At 29.4% G+C, this 17,075-nt stretch carries 15 protein-coding genes; 6 read left to right on the top strand and 9 right to left on the bottom strand.

Translation table 11 applies throughout. The features are described 5' to 3' along the window. Positions 1-343: 343 nt before the first annotated feature. Positions 344-1,258 carry a bifunctional methylenetetrahydrofolate dehydrogenase/methenyltetrahydrofolate cyclohydrolase FolD gene (gene folD / locus QOR43_RS07900; RefSeq protein WP_265134894.1) on the bottom strand — a complete coding sequence of 305 codons (915 nt, stop codon included), beginning with the start codon at positions 1,256-1,258 and terminating at the stop codon, positions 344-346. 117 nt (positions 1,259-1,375) lie between these two features. Between folD and QOR43_RS07895 the strand changes: the two genes are divergently transcribed. Then, positions 1,376-3,817 carry an ATP-dependent Clp protease ATP-binding subunit gene (locus tag QOR43_RS07895; RefSeq protein ID WP_265134893.1) on the top strand — a complete coding sequence of 814 codons (2,442 nt, stop codon included), beginning with the start codon at positions 1,376-1,378 and terminating at the stop codon, positions 3,815-3,817. Beyond that, the gene (bamA, locus tag QOR43_RS07890; RefSeq protein ID WP_265134897.1) at positions 3,814-6,171 is read left to right on the top strand and encodes an outer membrane protein assembly factor BamA; all 2,358 of its coding nucleotides are present in this window, start codon (positions 3,814-3,816) and stop codon (positions 6,169-6,171) included. The genes QOR43_RS07895 and bamA overlap by 4 nt, the downstream gene beginning before the upstream one ends. Before the next feature lie 36 nt (positions 6,172-6,207). Here bamA and ccsB read toward each other — a convergent pair whose 3' ends face one another. The 8 genes from ccsB to QOR43_RS07850 form a co-directional block, all read right to left on the bottom strand. Further along, positions 6,208-7,329 (bottom strand): c-type cytochrome biogenesis protein CcsB, encoded by a 1,122-nt coding sequence (ccsB, locus tag QOR43_RS07885; RefSeq protein ID WP_265134892.1) that lies wholly within the window; start codon positions 7,327-7,329, stop codon positions 6,208-6,210. 5 nt (positions 7,330-7,334) lie between these two features. After that, positions 7,335-7,940: a histidine phosphatase family protein gene (locus tag QOR43_RS07880; protein ID WP_265134891.1), complete on the bottom strand. Its 606-nt coding sequence runs from the start codon at positions 7,938-7,940 to the stop codon at positions 7,335-7,337. After that, positions 7,937-8,389, bottom strand: coding sequence for an N-acetyltransferase (locus tag QOR43_RS07875; protein WP_265134890.1), 453 nt, complete (start codon positions 8,387-8,389; stop codon positions 7,937-7,939). Before QOR43_RS07875 ends, QOR43_RS07880 begins: the two co-directional genes overlap by 4 nt. After that, complete coding sequence (lon, locus tag QOR43_RS07870; protein WP_265134896.1) at positions 8,370-10,766, bottom strand: endopeptidase La; 2,397 nt, start codon at positions 10,764-10,766, stop codon at positions 8,370-8,372. The genes QOR43_RS07875 and lon overlap by 20 nt, the downstream gene beginning before the upstream one ends. Before the next feature lie 41 nt (positions 10,767-10,807). Further along, entirely contained in the window at positions 10,808-11,137 is a 330-nt protein-coding gene (locus QOR43_RS07865) for an Hsp20/alpha crystallin family protein (RefSeq protein WP_265134889.1), read from the bottom strand. Next, positions 11,121-11,612 carry a signal peptidase II gene (gene lspA / locus QOR43_RS07860; protein ID WP_265134888.1) on the bottom strand — a complete coding sequence of 164 codons (492 nt, stop codon included), beginning with the start codon at positions 11,610-11,612 and terminating at the stop codon, positions 11,121-11,123. Before lspA ends, QOR43_RS07865 begins: the two co-directional genes overlap by 17 nt. 2 nt (positions 11,613-11,614) lie before the next feature. After that, positions 11,615-12,049, bottom strand: a complete 435-nt coding sequence (locus tag QOR43_RS07855) for a TraR/DksA family transcriptional regulator (protein ID WP_283571469.1) — start codon at positions 12,047-12,049, stop codon at positions 11,615-11,617. A gap of 64 nt (positions 12,050-12,113) precedes the next feature. Next, positions 12,114-13,532, bottom strand: a complete 1,419-nt coding sequence (locus tag QOR43_RS07850; protein ID WP_265134887.1) for a class II fructose-bisphosphate aldolase — start codon at positions 13,530-13,532, stop codon at positions 12,114-12,116. Positions 13,533-13,593: 61 nt separating this feature from the next. On the opposite strand from QOR43_RS07850, the gene QOR43_RS07845 reads away from it, so the two are divergent. The 4 genes from QOR43_RS07845 to QOR43_RS07830 are packed head-to-tail and all read left to right on the top strand — an operon-like array spanning position 13,594 to position 16,853. Beyond that, positions 13,594-14,661, top strand: coding sequence for an MlaE family ABC transporter permease (locus QOR43_RS07845; RefSeq protein ID WP_265134886.1), 1,068 nt, complete (start codon positions 13,594-13,596; stop codon positions 14,659-14,661). After that, positions 14,646-15,407: an ABC transporter ATP-binding protein gene (locus QOR43_RS07840; protein ID WP_265134885.1), complete on the top strand. Its 762-nt coding sequence runs from the start codon at positions 14,646-14,648 to the stop codon at positions 15,405-15,407. Before QOR43_RS07845 ends, QOR43_RS07840 begins: the two co-directional genes overlap by 16 nt. Beyond that, entirely contained in the window at positions 15,397-16,320 is a 924-nt protein-coding gene (locus QOR43_RS07835; RefSeq protein ID WP_265134884.1) for an MlaD family protein, read from the top strand. The genes QOR43_RS07840 and QOR43_RS07835 overlap by 11 nt, the downstream gene beginning before the upstream one ends. Continuing rightward, the gene (locus QOR43_RS07830) at positions 16,317-16,853 is read left to right on the top strand and encodes a hypothetical protein (RefSeq protein WP_265134883.1); all 537 of its coding nucleotides are present in this window, start codon (positions 16,317-16,319) and stop codon (positions 16,851-16,853) included. The genes QOR43_RS07835 and QOR43_RS07830 overlap by 4 nt, the downstream gene beginning before the upstream one ends. Positions 16,854-17,075: the final 222 nt, after the last annotated feature.

The raw sequence follows: 17,075 nt of genomic DNA, 5'->3' as shown, positions 1-17,075 counted from the left end.
TTATCAGAAAACCATCTTAAGAGTTTAACTTTTTATCCTTATATTAAGGAGGCTTTTAATGTGATATAATTATCATTCCTTTTCGGTTTTGGTATTATAATGCAAGTGTAAATATAGGGAAAAGAGCAATAAAGATAATAAATAGAATAAGAGCTGGCAAGTCAAAATCCGGAGAGTATAACTCAAAGGATACTCCTGCCAGAAATCCGTCTCGTCAGGGGCTTGCCAGTTTTACCGGTCTAATATCAGTATTACCATTAACTATACTTGTAGCATATAGCAGTTTAGTAGAAATCTCGGCAATAAAATTCAAAAAACTAATCAAATAGATAGATACACGAAATTATGGATATGGATAGATGGGACGGTGAGGTTTTAGCCCATTCTTAATTCTAAATATATTTAATGTATTTAAAAGCAAAGAAGCAACGGTCATTGGTCCAACACCACCCGGAACAGGTGTAATAGCATAAACTTTCTCTTTTATATTTTCAAAATCTGTATCTCCTACTATTTTTCCATCTACTCTATTTATTCCAACATCAATAACAACAGCTCCTTCCTTTACCATATCTGCTGTTATAAGCTTAGGTTTTCCTACTGCTACCACTAATATATCTGCTTTTTCTGTATGAGATTTTAAATCTTTTGTATTTTTGTGACAGATTGTAACAGTAGAACGCTCTTCTCTTAAAAATAACAAAGACATAGGCTTTCCTACTATATTACTTGCTCCTACTACAACAACATCTTTTCCAAATGTATCTATATTATATTCTTTTAATAAAAGCCATATTCCAAGAGGGGTGCAGGGAATTATACCATCATTTTTGCCGGTAGCAAGTTTTCCAACATTTACAGGATGAAAACCATCAACATCTTTTGAAGGATGAATAGCTTCTATAATTTCATAAGTGTTAATATGTTTTGGTAATGGAAGTTGAACTAATATTCCATCTACATTATCATCTCCATTAAGATTTCCTATTAATTCTAATAATTCTTCTTGTGTAATATTTTCAGGTAAATTATAAGATAAAGATTTTATGCCAACCTCTTCACAAGATTTTTTCTTGTTATTTACATAGACCTGACTTGCTGGGTCATTTCCTACCAATATTACTGCAAGACAAGGTTCTCTAAAGCCTTGTTTTTTTAAATTTTCTATATCTTTTTTTATCTCTTCTTTAATTTTGGTAGATATTTTTTTTCCATCTAATATTATCAAAAGATTATCTCCTAAATAATTTTTTATCATAAAAATTATATCAAAAAAAAGCTTCTTCAGTTATGATAAAATAAAAATACATTGCATTTTTTAAAATAAGCATAAATTTATTGAGTAATAATTTTTGTTAAAAAAGAGAGGTAAGTCATGTTTGAGAAATTTACAGAAAAAGCAAGAAAAATAATATTACAGGCAAGAGAAGAAGCTATAAACTATAAAAATAATTATTTAGGTTCTGAACATCTATTGCTTGCTTTGCTTGAAGAGGAAGATATAACTATACTTGTATTAACCCGTTTTGGTATATCTGCAGATAAAGTGAAAAAAAGTTTATTATCTCAAATGACAAAAGGAATGCATACAGGGGAAGTTTTGTTTGCTCCGGATGCTAAGAGGGTTCTTGAGTTTGCAGTTGAGGAAGCAAAAATATTACATCATCAATTTGTAGGGCCTGAACATTTACTAATAGGTATCGTGAGAGAAAAAACAGGACTTGGTGGTAGGGTTTTAAGAGGATTTGGTTTGGAAGAATACTCTGTCAGAAGAGAGATACTTCAAATCTTAGGAGAAGTGCCACCACAGGAACAAAATAAACAAGCTCCAACACCAAATTTAGATAGATTTAGCAGAGATTTAACAGCCCTTGCAAGGGAAGGTAAACTTGACCCTGTAGTAGGTAGAGATAGGGAAATAGAAAGAGTTATACAGATACTTGCAAGAAGAAGAAAAAATAATCCGGTATTAATCGGTGAGCCAGGTGTAGGTAAAACAGCAATAGTTGAAGGACTCGCCCAAAGAATAGCAGATAGAACAGTTCCTGAACCACTTCTTGGAAAGAGAATAGTAGCCCTTGATTTAGCATCATTGGTAGCCGGCACAAAATATAGAGGTCAGTTTGAAGAAAGATTAAAAAATATTTTAAAAGAGCTTGAAAAAGCCCCAAATGTAATTTTATTTATAGATGAGCTTCATACACTTATAGGAGCCGGTGCAGCAGAAGGCTCCATAGATGCATCAAATATGTTAAAGCCAGCCCTTGCAAGAGGCGAAATACAGGTAATAGGAGCGACAACCCTTGATGAATATAGAAAATATATAGAAAAAGATGGAGCCTTAGAAAGAAGATTTCAGCCTGTTTTAGTAGAGGCACCATCAATAGAAGATACAATAAAGATATTAAAAGGATTAAAGAAAAAATTTGAAGAATTCCATGAAGTTACATATACAGATTCTGCTATAGAAAAAGCAGTAGAATATTCAGTAAAATATATAGCCGATAGACAATTGCCGGACAAAGCTATAGACCTCATAGATGAAGCAGGAGCTTTAGTAAGACTTAGGGAAGTTGAGCTTCCACCTAAGCTTAAAAAACTTGAAGAAAAACTTAAAGAGATAGAGGAAGCAAAAGCAGAAGCAGTAAAAGAGCAAGATTATGAAAAAGCAGCAAAATTTAGAGATGAAGAGCTTAAAATAAGAGCAAAATTTGAAACTCTAAAAATAGAATGGAGAGAAGAAAGAAAGAAAAACAAACCGAAAGTAGTAGAAAAAGATATAGCTGAAGTAATTGCGAGATGGACAGGTATACCTGTTGCAAGATTAACAGAAACAGAAAGCGAAAAATTACTTCATATAGAAGATGAATTACATAAAAGAGTGATAGACCAAACAGAAGCTATATCTGCAGTAGCTAAAGCTATAAGAAGAAACAGTGTAGGATTAAAGGGAAGACATAGACCAATAGGTGTTTTCTTATTCCTTGGACCAACAGGTGTTGGTAAAACTGAAACTGCTAAAGCATTGGCAGAGTATCTTTTTGGTAAGGAAGATGCACTTATCAGATTTGATATGTCTGAATATATGGAAAAACATACAGTATCAAGATTAATAGGAGCACCTCCTGGATATGTTGGATATGAGGAAGGAGGACAACTTACAGAAGCAGTAAGAAGAAAACCTTATTCTGTTTTACTTTTTGATGAAATAGAAAAAGCACATCCGGATGTATTTAATATATTCTTGCAGATATTTGATGATGGAAGATTAACAGATTCTTTTGGTAGAGTAGTAGATTTTAGTAATACTATAATAATTATGACATCTAATCTTGGTGCAAGAATGATACTTGAGAGTGGTAAGATGGGATTTGAAACAAAATCTGCAATAGTTGATTACAATGAACTTAAGAAAAATGTTATGGATCAAGTAAGAAAGGCATTTAGCCCTGAATTTATAAATAGATTAGATGAAATAATCGTTTTCAGACCATTGGACAAAAACATAATTCAAGGTATAATATATAACCAATTAAATGAAATAAACAAAAGGTTAAAAGAATGGGATATAACTGTAAAACTTTCGAAAGAGTTTGTAGACTACTTGATAGAGAAGGAGTTCAGACCGGAATATGGAGCAAGAAGTATAAAAAGAGCTCTTCAATCACAAGTAGAGGATTTACTTGCAGAGAAGATATTGGAAGGCAAACTTCCGGCAGGCTCTACAGCAGAAGTGATACTTACGAAAGATGGCAAAGTGGATATAAAAGTGAAAAAACCAAGAAAGAAAAAAGAGAAAGAGGAAGTTTTACAATAAAATCAACAGGGGCAAGTTTAATACTTGCCTCTCTACTTATATTTTCAACATCATCATTTTCAGAAGAAATACCAAAAATAGAAACACCATCAATAGAAGAAGGAACAAAAATATATAGAATCAATAAAATAGAGTTTAAAGGTATACAAAATATAGATTATCAAATAATAAAACCTCTTATTCCTTTTGAAAAAGGAGGGATAGTAACCAGAGATAAATTAGAAAATACTATTAGAGATTTGTATAAACTCGGTTATTTTCAAAATGTAGAAGCATACACAAGATATACAGAAAATGGAATAGATTTAACATTTGTATTTAAAGAACTACCGGTAGTTCAAAGAATAGAATTTGAAGGAAACAAAAATATATCTACAGAAGATTTATTAAAAGAGATAGGAATCTCTACAGAAGAAAAAATGGAAAGTGGTAAAGCCCTTCCTTTTACATCAATGGGCCCTGAACTTGCAGAAAAATTATCATCTATAAAAAAAGGTTTAGGTAGAGTTTTATCTGCAGATGAAATATCTCAAATGAAAAAAAGAATTGAAAAATTATATGAAAAAAGAGGATTTTATGAGGCAAAAGTTTCTTATTATTATAAAGGAAATACCCTTGTATTCCAAATAGATGAAGGTGAAAGAGCTTACGTTGCAAAGATAAATATAATAGGAAATAAACAAATAAAAACAAAAGAAATTCTTTCTGTAATGGAAACATCTGAAAGAAATATCTTTAAATTAAAAATATATCCTACCCTCGTAAAAGAAACATTATATGATGATATATCCAGAATCAAAGATTACTATATATCCAAAGGTTTTTTTGATGTTCAAATTGAAGAACCTATCATAGAGCTAAAAGATAATAAAAAATATTATATTACTATTAAAATAAATGAAGGAGATAGATATAAAGTCAAAGATATTAAATTTGAAAATAATAATCTATTTACAACAAAAGAGATTTTTGAACCAATTAAAAAAAGATTGATAAAACCCGGAGAATATTATGACGAAGAAAAAATAGATTTAATAAAGAAAATAACCATAGATAAATATAATGAACTTGGATATATATTTGCTAATGTTGAAATTAATAAATTGGTAGATAAAGAAAATAAAACGGTTGAAGTTGTTTTAAATGTCCAGCCGGGGAATGTATACTATGTTGACAAAATAAATATTACAGGAAATTATGAATCAAGAGATGCAACTATAAGAAGAGAACTTAGATTTGCACCGGGAGATTTACTAAGAAAAGAAGATTTAGAAAGGTCACAGGCAAGATTAAATAGGCTTGGATATTATGATTTTGCTTCTTTTGAACCAAAACTTAAAACAGAAAATGCATTAGATATTGATGTAAATGTAAGGGAAAGATTTACAGGACAAATGTCTATCGGAGCCGGTTATAGCCAGCTAACAGGTTTATCTTTATTTGCTTCTATTAAAAAAGGAAATTTCCTTGGAACCGGTGATGTTGCAGGATTATCTTTAAGCATAGGTTCTAAGTATAAAAATAATGAGCTTAGTTATTTACACAGATGGGCATTTTATAAGCCTCTTGACCTTGGATTTAATCTATACGATAGGTCTATAGATTACACAACTTTTACATCTATAAAAACAGGTATTTCTACAAATCTTTCTTATGAATTTTGGGAATATTGGAGAACAGGTGTAGGTGTTGCCTTAGAGAAAGGAGAGATAAAAGATGTAACAGATGCAGCTACAACTTATGTTAAATTACAACAAGGAAAGTATGACTTATATTCAGTATATACTTTTATAAATAGAAACTCTGTTGATAATCCTCTTCTTCCAACATCAGGAAGTGATATAACGGCAACATTTAAAGTTGGAACAGGAACAAGGGATTTTTATAAAGTAGTGTTATCTGCTACTAAATTTATTCCGGATAGAATTTTTTATACAGATTTTGTATTTTCTATAAAAGGAACTATTGGATTAGTTGAAAAAATATCTAAGAGTATACCTCTTGATGAACTATTTTTTGTAGGTGGTGATTTTACAATAAGAGGTTTTAGTTATGGTGGTGCAGGTCCTGTAGATAGTAATAATGACCCTCTTGGTGCTAAAAGACAGATAGTTTTAAACTATCAAGTAGCCCATCCGATTGTAGAAAGATTTTTATGGGGATATGCCTTTTTAGACCAAGGTAAAGGTTTTGATTCAGGAAATTTCTTCTCTAATATGTATAACTCTGCCGGTGTAGGAATGAAAATTATTACTCCATTTGCACCTATTGAACTGTATTATGGTAAGGTTTTAAATCCACCGGCAGGAGTAAGTAGTTCAAGATTTGGATTTATCCTCGGGACATTTTTCTAAAGAATCCTCCGGATTAAACCGGAGGCGATTTTATTTTTATTCTGTTGCATAACTATGCAATCCAGGGAAATAAAGATTTACACCAAAATAACATATTAAAAGCATTATAAAACCGGCAACAACTATCCATGCTGATGTTCTATATTTCCATTTTCCTATGGTTCTACCATGGATATATGCTGCAAAGAAAAGCCATACTATCAAAGCCCAGGTTTCTTTTGGATCCCAGCTCCAATAACTTCCCCAAGCTTCATTTGCCCAGGCACCACCTAAAATTATAGATGCAGTCCAGATAGGAAAAGATACAGAAACAGCTTTTAAAGTGATTTCTGAAAGTAAATTTTCAGATGGTAAAGCCTTTCCAATAGGTTTTAAAACATAAGTTGCAAAATATAAAAATGCAAGAAGAATAGCTATAAGAACAATACCTAAAACCATCGTTTTTAAATCTCTTGCTCCATGTAAAACCATATATCCAAGAGGAATAAGTATTAATCCGGTTATAATAAATCCAATATAATGTTTTTTATCTACTTTTATCTTTTTTGAGTAGTTATCTTTTATAAGAGAAGCAAAAGCTGCTCCAAAAGCAACGCTAAATCCTGCATATCCAACAAAAGAAGCAAGAACATGAAGATATAACCAATAACTTCTTAAAGCCGGCACAAGTGGATTTATATCGGTATTAAATTTATGTCCCCAAATTACCAAAAATGCTACAACCGGCATAAAGAAAGAACCTATAACTTTTGTTTTATACTCTTTTTCTATATAAAGATATACAGCCACTGCAAGCCAAGGGAAAAACATTAAAGATTCATAAAGATTTGTCCAGGGTGGATGGAATATATTCATATTATATGATTCTATACCTCTTAAAAATAATCCTGCTGATTGAATAAGCCAACCTACGAATGCAAATAAACTTCCTAATTTTGGGACATTCTCATTCTTAAAAAAGAACTGGAAAATATACATTAAAGCAGAAACTCCATACACAAAACCGGAAATTTGAAATAAATGAACATTGGTTATTTTTCCGGTTAAGATACCAACTGCTGTCAATAAACCTATCAAGGATAAAGATATTACAGAAAAAATTAGTAGTGGCAAAAATCCTTCTTTTCTTTCTCTATGGCTTATAATTACTTCTTCCATTGCTTTTAATCTCCTAAGTTATCAAGATGCTCACTATAATTTATGAATTTTATATTTAAATTTCCATTAATATGTTGTAATAATGTTATACCTGTATTATTATGCCTAAATCTCCATAGCTTTTCAAAACCAAATCCGTAAGCTATGCATATAAAACCATGGATAGAGCCACCATGTCCTACCACAAGAATATTTTCTTCTTCTATATTTATTATATCTTCTAAAAATTTTCTTAATCTTTTTTCAAAGAAATATATATCTTCCTGTTTTGGTAAAGGATTTTTTACCGGATTATCAAGCCAATTTTGAAATATATTTTTATCTATCTGAGAATGTGGTTTCCCTTCATATTCTCCAAAATGCATCTCTCTTATTCTTTTGTCTATTTCAACATGTAGATTTAGTATATCAGCAATTATTGTGGCTGTTTGATAAGCTCTTTTTAAATCTGACGAATATATCTTCTGGATATTAAAATTTTTTAATTTTTCTGCAACTAAACGGGCTTGAATTATACCTTTTGGTGTTAAATCGGTATCAATATGTCCCTGAACTATTTTTTTTAAGTTAAATTCTGTCTCTCCATGCCTACAAAGAAATATATTTTTCATAACTCAATAACTACCGGTACTTCTTTGCAATCATTAAATTTTACACAATGGATACATTCCATCCATACTTTTTGTGGAAAGTTTGATTTATCAGTAATCTTAAAGCCGATTTTTTCAAAAAATTGTGGAACATAGGTTAAAGCAAAAACTTTTTTTACTCCAAGCTCTCTTGCTTCATTCAAACATGCATTTACAATTTCTTTGCCTATTCCATTTTTATGATAATCTTCTTTTACTGCAAGGGATTTTATTTCTGCTAAATTTTCATCATAAATATGTAAAGAGCCAACACCCACAATTTTACCATCTATCTCATAAACAAAAAAATCTCTTATATGTTCATATATACTATTTAAGCTTCTTGGAAGTAATAACTCTTTTAAAGCAAATTGTTGTAAGATAGAAAAAATTTCGGTAGCATCTTTTATTTTAGCTTTTCGCAAGCTCAATTTCTTCTTCCTGTTTTTTTATTTTTTCTTCTATTCCTATTATTGCTTCTTTTAATATCTCATCTATATGCTCTACAAATTTTAATTTTACTGCTTTTCTGACATAAGCCAGTAAATCCTCCATAACTTCCTCTTTATTATCTTTTGGTAAAAATACTTTTTTTATTCCGGCTCTTTTGGCTGCAAGTATTTTTTCTTTTAATCCTCCAACAGGTAAAACTTTTCCTGTTAGTGTAATTTCACCGGTCATAGCCATATCGGATTTTACAGGTAAATTAAGTAAAACCGAAGCTAAAGCTGTTGTTATAGATACTCCGGCAGATGGTCCATCTTTTGGAATAGCTCCGGCAGGAACATGGACATGGAAATCATATTTAGAAAAATCTTCCGGATTAATGCCGTAATAATCTGCTTTTGATTTCAAATAAGAAAAACCTGCCATTGCAGATTCTTTCATAACATCACCAAGAGAACCGGTTAAAATTAGATTACCTTTTCCTGGCATTTTAGTTGCTTCTATTTTAAGGATTTCTCCTCCTACTTCTGTCCATGCAAGACCAATTACAACACCGATTTCATCTTTTTTATGGGCTTCTGGGTGATATATAGGTGCCCCAAGAAATTTTTTAATCAAAGCTTTTGTTATTTTATATTTTTTCTTTTTACCGGTTAATGCTATCTCTTTTGCTATCTTTCTAATTACTGCTCCTATCTGTCTTTCAAGATTTCTTACTCCAGCTTCTTTTGTATATCCTCTTATTAAAAATGTTATAGCTTCTTTTGTAAATTGTATATCTTTTTGTTTTAATCCATTTTCTTTTATCTGTCTTGGTATTAGATATTTTTCTGCTATATGTAATTTTTCTTCTTCAGAATAACCGGATAATCTTATTACTTCCATTCTATCAAGCAAAGGTCGTGGTATAGTATCAGTCCTATTTGCAGTGCATATAAATAGAACCTCAGATAAATCAAAAGGAAGTCCTATATAATGGTCTACAAATTCTTTGTTTTGCTCAGGGTCAAGTACTTCAAGTAATGCAGCAGAAGGGTCTCCTCTAAAATCCATTCCTATTTTATCTACTTCATCAAGCATAATTACAGGATTTTTAGAACCTGCTTGTTTCAATGCTTGTATAATTTTACCGGGCAATGCTCCAACATATGTTCTTCTATGTCCTCTTATTTCTGCTTCATCTCTAACTCCACCGAGGGATTGTCTAACAAATTTTCTGCCAAGGGCTTTTGCAATAGATTTTCCAAGGGAAGTTTTACCAACACCCGGAGGTCCAACAAAACATAATATTGGCCCTTTCATAGATTTATCTTTTTTAAGTTTTAAAACTGCTAAATATTCTATTATTCTTTCCTTTATTTTTTCTAAATCATAATGGTCTTCATCTAATATCTTTTGGGCTAATTTTAGGTCTAATCTGTCTTTTGTTCTTTTATTCCATGGGAGTTCTACAAGCCAATCAAGATATGTTCTTATTACACCGGCTTCTGCTGAATCAGGATGCATTTTTTCTAATCTTTTTAATTGTTTTAAAGCTTCCTCTTTTACTTCCTCCGGCATTTGGGCTTCTTCTATCTTTTTCTTATAATTTTCTATCTCTTCTTTTCTTTCATCTTTTTCTCCAAGCTCTTCTTGAATAACCTTCATTTGTTGTCTCAAGAAGTATTCCCTATGGTCTTTTTCCATAGCCTCTCTTGCAGAAACCCTTATTTTATGCTGTATTTCAAGGATACTTACTTCTTTTAATAATAAATCATGAACTAATCTTAATCTTTCTACAGGGTCTATTGTTTCCAATATCTTTTGAGCTTCTTCCGATTTAATATCTAATATAGAAGCCACTAAATCTGATAATTTTGCCGGTTCGTTCACAGATTTTATTATCTCAACTAAATCCGGTACAACCTGCTTTCCAAGAGAAATTCCTTTATCTAATAAATCTCTGATAGAATGAATCAATGCTTCTACTTCTATATTTTCTTCTTCATAAATAGGTTCTTCTAAAATTTCAACTTCTACTTTGAATAATCCATTTTCTTTTTTAAATTTTTTTATTCTTGCCCTTTCTACTCCTTGAACTAAAACTTTTACCCTTCCATCTTCTAATCTCATAACTCTTATTATATTTGCTATTGTGCCTATTTGATATATATCTTTTTCTTTTGGAACTTCTATATCTTTATCTTTTTGAAGGGCAAGAAATATATATTTATTATTGTTTTCTATTGCATCTTCTACTGCTTTTATTGAAAAATCTCTTCCTACAAAGATAGGAAACACCATATAAGGAAAAATTACGAGGTCTCTTGTTGGTAATAAAGGATATTCCGTTGGTAAATTTTCTTCATACATATCTTCCATATTTTCTTCGAATGGCAACACTTATTGCCTCCTTTAATAATTTATTTAATAACTATTTTAATACAGCTTTCTAAAATAAGTAGATTTTTTGCCTTTGGAATTTGTATTGTTAAAACTCCATCTTTCAAAATTGCCTTCGCATTAGATGTATCTATATATTCCTTGAATCTTATTTTTCTTACAAATGCTCCGGAAAATCTTTCTATTATTAAAAATTTCCCATTAAATTGATTTTTTCTAAAACCTTTTATAACTATTTCATTTTCATAGGCAATAATTTCTATATTTTTTGCATCTATTCCCGGCAAATCTGCTATTACTATATAACTTTCATCATCTTCCAAAACATCAATTTCAGGCTTTATATTCATTTTCCTTTCTCTTTAAAAATAATTCATATAATACAAATAAAGCTATACCTATGGTTATAGAAGCATCTGCAATATTAAAAGCTGGCCAATGGTGCTCTTTTATATAAAAATCTAAAAAATCCCTAACTTCTCCTATGAATAATCTATCATAAAGATTTCCGATAGCACCTCCTGCTATAAGTGAGAGGGATATTATTTCAAGATTTGATAAATCATTATTTTTTTTATATGCATAAAATGTTGTAATAATGCCAGCTATAAAAGAAGAAGTTATCAAAATAAATCTTCTTACATATTCAGGAGCCTCTGACAAGATACCAAAAGCTGCTCCTTTATTCCATACCAAAACCAAATCAAAAAAGTTAGGTATAACTGTTATAACTTTATCTGCCAACACTTTTTCAGCAATATTTTTTGTTATTAAATCAATAGCAATTATAAATACAGTAATAATAAGAAATAATCTAAATTTCAATTTTACTCCTGCATATATTTATTTTCTTCTTCTTCTGTAAGGGTTGGTGGAATGATGTTATATATGCTTTCTTCTTCACTTTTCATGGCAAATGATTTTACAATCTCTTCATTTTGAGAACAATCTATACATAATCTAACCCAAGGGATAGCTTCTAATCTTTTCTCACCTATAACTGCACCACATTCTTCGCATATTCCATATGTTCCGTTTTCTATTTTTCTAAGGGCTAAATCTATAAGTGCAAGGGTTTCCCTTTCTGATTGGGATAATCTGTATAATGTTTCTCTACTTATTTCAGAAGTTACTGTATCTGCTGCATCCTCTACTCCGCTTTTTTCATTTAAATCTGTATTATTAGCGTTAGCTAAGGATTTTAATATCTGTTCTCTTTTTTCTAATAATTTCTCTTTAATTTTTTCTAAATCTAAAGCCACGATAAAAAACCTCCAAAAAATTTAAAGCATAAAATTATGTCTAACTTAAAAATTTTCAATCTTTTTAATCAGCTCCTGCTTCAAGCTTTATTTCTTTTGCTTCTACTTTTTCTGTTTTTGTTGAGTATTTTACATAAGGAAGTTTTATTAATTTAATATATTTATCTGTATATTCTCTTGTGTTAAATACATTTAATTTTTCAAATAAAAACTCAAATTTTTTCTCAAGAGCATCAAGAATTTCCTCTTTATTTTCTAATGTCCACCACTGGTATTTAAATGGTCCAAAACCTCTTTTTCTACTTTTGTATAAAAATTGTTCTCTTGTCATTCCTTCTTTCCATTCATCTTTAAAGTTTTCTTCTATAAATCTGTATATCTCTTCTTTAAATTTTTCCGGTGCTAAATCAAACATTATATTTTGAAATCCGGTAGCTAAATGTATCTCTGATGTACAATTTTGAGGGAATTTATCAAATAATTCATCAGGTAAAGTTGATGCTCCGTGTTGAACTGTTCCTGATAAACCATATTTTTTCCTTGCAACTTCTCCTATGGATTTTAAAACATTAAAATCTAATTTTACTTTTGCAACAGTTCCATCAGGTAAAGGTATACCTCCGTGTTCTGTTCCTGTTTGGACTGATATTTTTGATATACCGGGTTTTTTATTTACAGTTTTTAAATATCCTTCCATAAATGCTTCAAATTCTTCTACTGTAGAGTTTTTGCCTCCTATATGTCCTATTTCTGCTCCTATGGACACATTTATTCCCTGTGGCTCTATTTCTCTTATATAATCTGTCATTTTTGCAGTATTTAGATAGTTATGATATTGTTGTTCTAATAAACTTTCTTTTGAGTAATCAACAAGGGTGGAAGGGTCTATATCTATATTGTAAAATCCGGCATCTATTGCCTCTTTTGTTAAAGCCTGTATTGATTTTAATTCTTTTTCCGGATTTTCAAAATATTTCTTTGCACTAAATTGGAAATGGTCTCCCTGTATAAATACAGGTCCTTTATAACCTTCTTTTATTGCTGCTGCCAATATACAAGAAGCATATTCTGATGGTCTTTGGAAAGTATATTCTATCTCTGATTTTGCTATCTCAAATATAAATGCTCCTATATTATTTCTTATAGCTACTTTAAACATTCTTCTTGCTACATCGTATGTCATGCCTCTAATATTAACTGCCGGTGTTGTAAAATCTTTTGTTTCTCCTCTTCCCATCGCCATATATAAATCATGAATAGAGGAAGCTATAGCTCCAAACTCATTTGCTATCTCTCTTATTAAATATTTAGCTTCTTCTTTTACATCTTCATTTTCAGAAAAGACTGCAGTATAAATAAGGTCATCAATTACAGATTCTCTTAATTTGTTTTCATCTTTTATTTTCACTTTTGAGTCAGAGATTTCTACAGCCTGATTTACAATTTGGTTTAACTCCTCTAAATTTTTAGCTATTCTTGCCATTTTTTACCCTCCTGTTTTTTAAAATCAAGATATAATATTATATAATTTTTTAGAGAAAAATATGAAAAATAAAAAATTTTTTGAGCTTAAGGATAATGTTCTTTATTTAATTGGAGAATGGAGTATATCTAATATTTCAGAAATTGAAAAAGATATCAATATATTAGACAAATCTAAAATCTCCAAAATTGATATATCTAATCTAAAAACCTTAGATACATTCGGTGCTTTATTGATTTATAAATATTTCAAAGATATTCCAATAGAGCCGGATAAAGAAAAATTTATCAATTTAATAAATATGGTTTCTTCAAAAGATATAAATCTACCTCAAAAACAAAAAGAAAATCTCTTTTTAGAATCGGTTGATAAAATTTTTTCAGTAATAAAAGATATAATTTATCTTTTTAACTTTGCAGGTAAATTAACTATTGAAGTTTTATTAAAAATTAAGGATTTTGAGATAAATACATTTTTAAAAGATATAGAGATATCCGGAATAAGAGCTTTACCTATTTTATTTACACTTTCTTTTTTAATAGGAGTTGTTATTGCATATCAAAGTGCAAAACAGTTAATGGCATATGGAGCAAATATATTCATTGCAGACCTTATTTTTATATCTATCACAAGAGAATTGGCTCCTCTTATTGTAGGAATAATATTGGCTGGAAGAAGTGCAAGTAGTTATACTGCCCAAATTGGTCTTATGAATGTTACAGAAGAGATAGATGTAATAAGGACAATGGGAATTTCCCCTTATGTTTTATTGGTTCTTCCAAAAATTTTATCTTTAATATTAATCACTCCTTTATTAATAGTTTTTTCCGATGTAATTGGTATTATTGGTGGTATGGTTATAGCAGATTCTATCCTTGATATAACTCCTTACCAATTTATAAATAGAATTCAGGAAGGTTATTATATTGACCATTTTTTTGCCGGCTTTATCAAAGGGCCATTTTTCGGTATTGCGATAGCATTGATAGGGACAGGCGAAGGATTTAAAGTTGAAAAAAAAGCTGAAAGTATAGGCAGTTATGTAACAAAAAGTGTAGTAAAAAGTATATTTGCAATCATATTTTTAGATGCATTATTCTCTGTGGTGTTTAGATGGCTGGATATTTAATAGAAGTAGAAAATCTAATAACTAAATATGGCGAAAAAGTTGTTCATGATGGTTTAAATATGAAAATAGAAAGAAATCAGATATATGCTTTAATTGGAGAAAGTGGATCCGGTAAAAGTACTTTACTTAGGGAACTTTTACTTTTAAGGGATATAGATGGTGGAACTATAAAATTTGAAGGAAAAGATTTAACAAAATTATCTGAAAAAGAAAAACAAAAAATAAGAGAAAAAATGGCAGTTTTGTTCCAATCTGCTGCTATGTTTTCTTCTTTAACAGTAGGCGAAAATATAGTGTATGCTATAAAGAAAAAATATAAAATAGATGATAAATTATCAAAAGAGATGGCTATTTTAAAATTACAGCTTGCAGGATTAAAACCGGAAGTTTATTGGTTATATCCATATCAATTATCAGGTGGAATGAGAAAAAAAGCAGGTTTAGCAAGGGCTTTAGCAACAGACCCCAAGATAATATTTTTAGATGAACCTATAAGTGGTTTAGACCCTATTAGTTCAGATGATTTTGATATAACAATAAAAAATTTAGTTAAATCCTTAGATATAACAGTTTTTATGATAACCCATGATGTTGCTTCTTTACTTTTTGCTGATAAAATAGGTGTTTTAGCAGATAAAAAAATAATTTATGAAGGTAATTTAGAAGGTTTAAAATATGTAGATAATAAATGGGTTAAAGAATTTATAAATAGTTTTAGAGTAAGGAGATTAATCAGTGGAAAATAATGTAAAATATACAGCAGTTGGCTTATTTGTGATAAGTTTAATAGGATTGACAGCATATATTATTTTATGGCTTTATGGAGCAAAACCATCAACCCAGTATGAAACATACTTAATAGAAACAACAACTTCTGTAAATGGATTAGATATAGGAAGTCCGGTTAAATACAAAGGAGTAAAAGTCGGAAAAGTAAAAAAAATCTCAATCAGTAAAGAAAATCCGGAAATTGTTCAAATATTAGTAGATATTGATAAAAATTTACCTATAAAAGAAGATATTTATGCTTCTCTTGAAATTCAAGGATTAACGGGTCTTTCTTATATTTCTTTAGAAGGTGGTACTGCAAAATCTAAACCTCTTGAAAAACAAAAAAATCAAGAATATCCGGTAATAAGATTTAAGCTTTCACCATTACAAGAGATATCTAATTCTTTGCCATATATATTAAACAATACAAATGAATTAATAAAAGAACTACAAAAAACATTAAAAGCTTTAGATATAAACTCATTTAATAAATTGGCAGAAAATTCAAATAATTTAATAAATAATACAAATGATTTTATTACTAACTTAAATAGTAAGCTTGATGAAATCTCAAAAACTACACAAAATATAAACGATTTAATAGAAAAAGGAAAAATCACCACAGAAAATATAAATGATGCAGTTAAGGATATTAAAGAAAGTTCAAAAGCATTAAGAGAGCTAACAATAAATATAAATGATTATATTAACAAGAATAAAGGCAATACAGAAGAAAGCATTATAAAATTTAAGGAAACAATTTATAAATTAAACAAAACCTTAGAAAATCTGGATACTCTTTTAGAAAAAATTAAAGATAATCCATCAACTATAATAATGGAAGAAAACACAAAACCAGCCCCAACAGAAAGAGGTGAGAAAAAATGAAAAAGATATTAATCTTAATAATCTTTATTTTTACAACTTCATGCAGTATAAAACTATTTGAAGATAAGAAAAATATAACTCTATATAACATAGATGTTCATATTGAAAAGTTAAATAATAAAAAAGATACTACCATAGAAAATATATCTTCTGTAGAAGGTTTGAATAGTTCAAAAATTTTATATAAAGAAGGTATAAATTATGGTTATTTTCAAAACTCAAAATGGATATGTTCTGTTCCATGTATGTTTAAAAATGCTATTATTGAAAATTTTAGTTATATAAGGGAAAATTCTAATAATAATTTGGATTTGATGATTTTCAATTTTGAACCTCATTTTAATAACAATGAAAATTATGTTTATCTTAAAATAAAAGCTAAATTGAAGAAAGATAATAATTTGATAGGTGAGAAAATATTTGAATATAAACTTAATTTGGACAAAATAACAACAGAGGAAGTTATAATCAAATTAAATAAATCAGTAGAGTTGTTTTTAATTGATTTAGATAACTGGTTATCTACTTATTAATGATGATGTAATCCAAAGCCTCTCAAAATTGTTAATATACCAAGTATAATAACGATTATACCGGATAACAAAGTTAATTTTTTTCTTTTTTGAGCAGATAAAATTTTAAATAATTTAGAAGCAAATAATACCAAAACCGAAAAGGAATGATAATTATATCACATTAAAAGCCTCCTTAATATAAGGATAAAAAGTTAAACTCTTAAGATGGTTTTCTGATAA

It is taken from the genome of Venenivibrio stagnispumantis, assembly GCF_900182795.1.
GTDB classification, from domain to species: Bacteria; Aquificota; Aquificia; order Aquificales; family Hydrogenothermaceae; genus Venenivibrio; species Venenivibrio stagnispumantis.
Note: the sequence above shows the minus strand (reverse complement) of the source record. Positions and strands in the feature narration are given on the sequence as shown.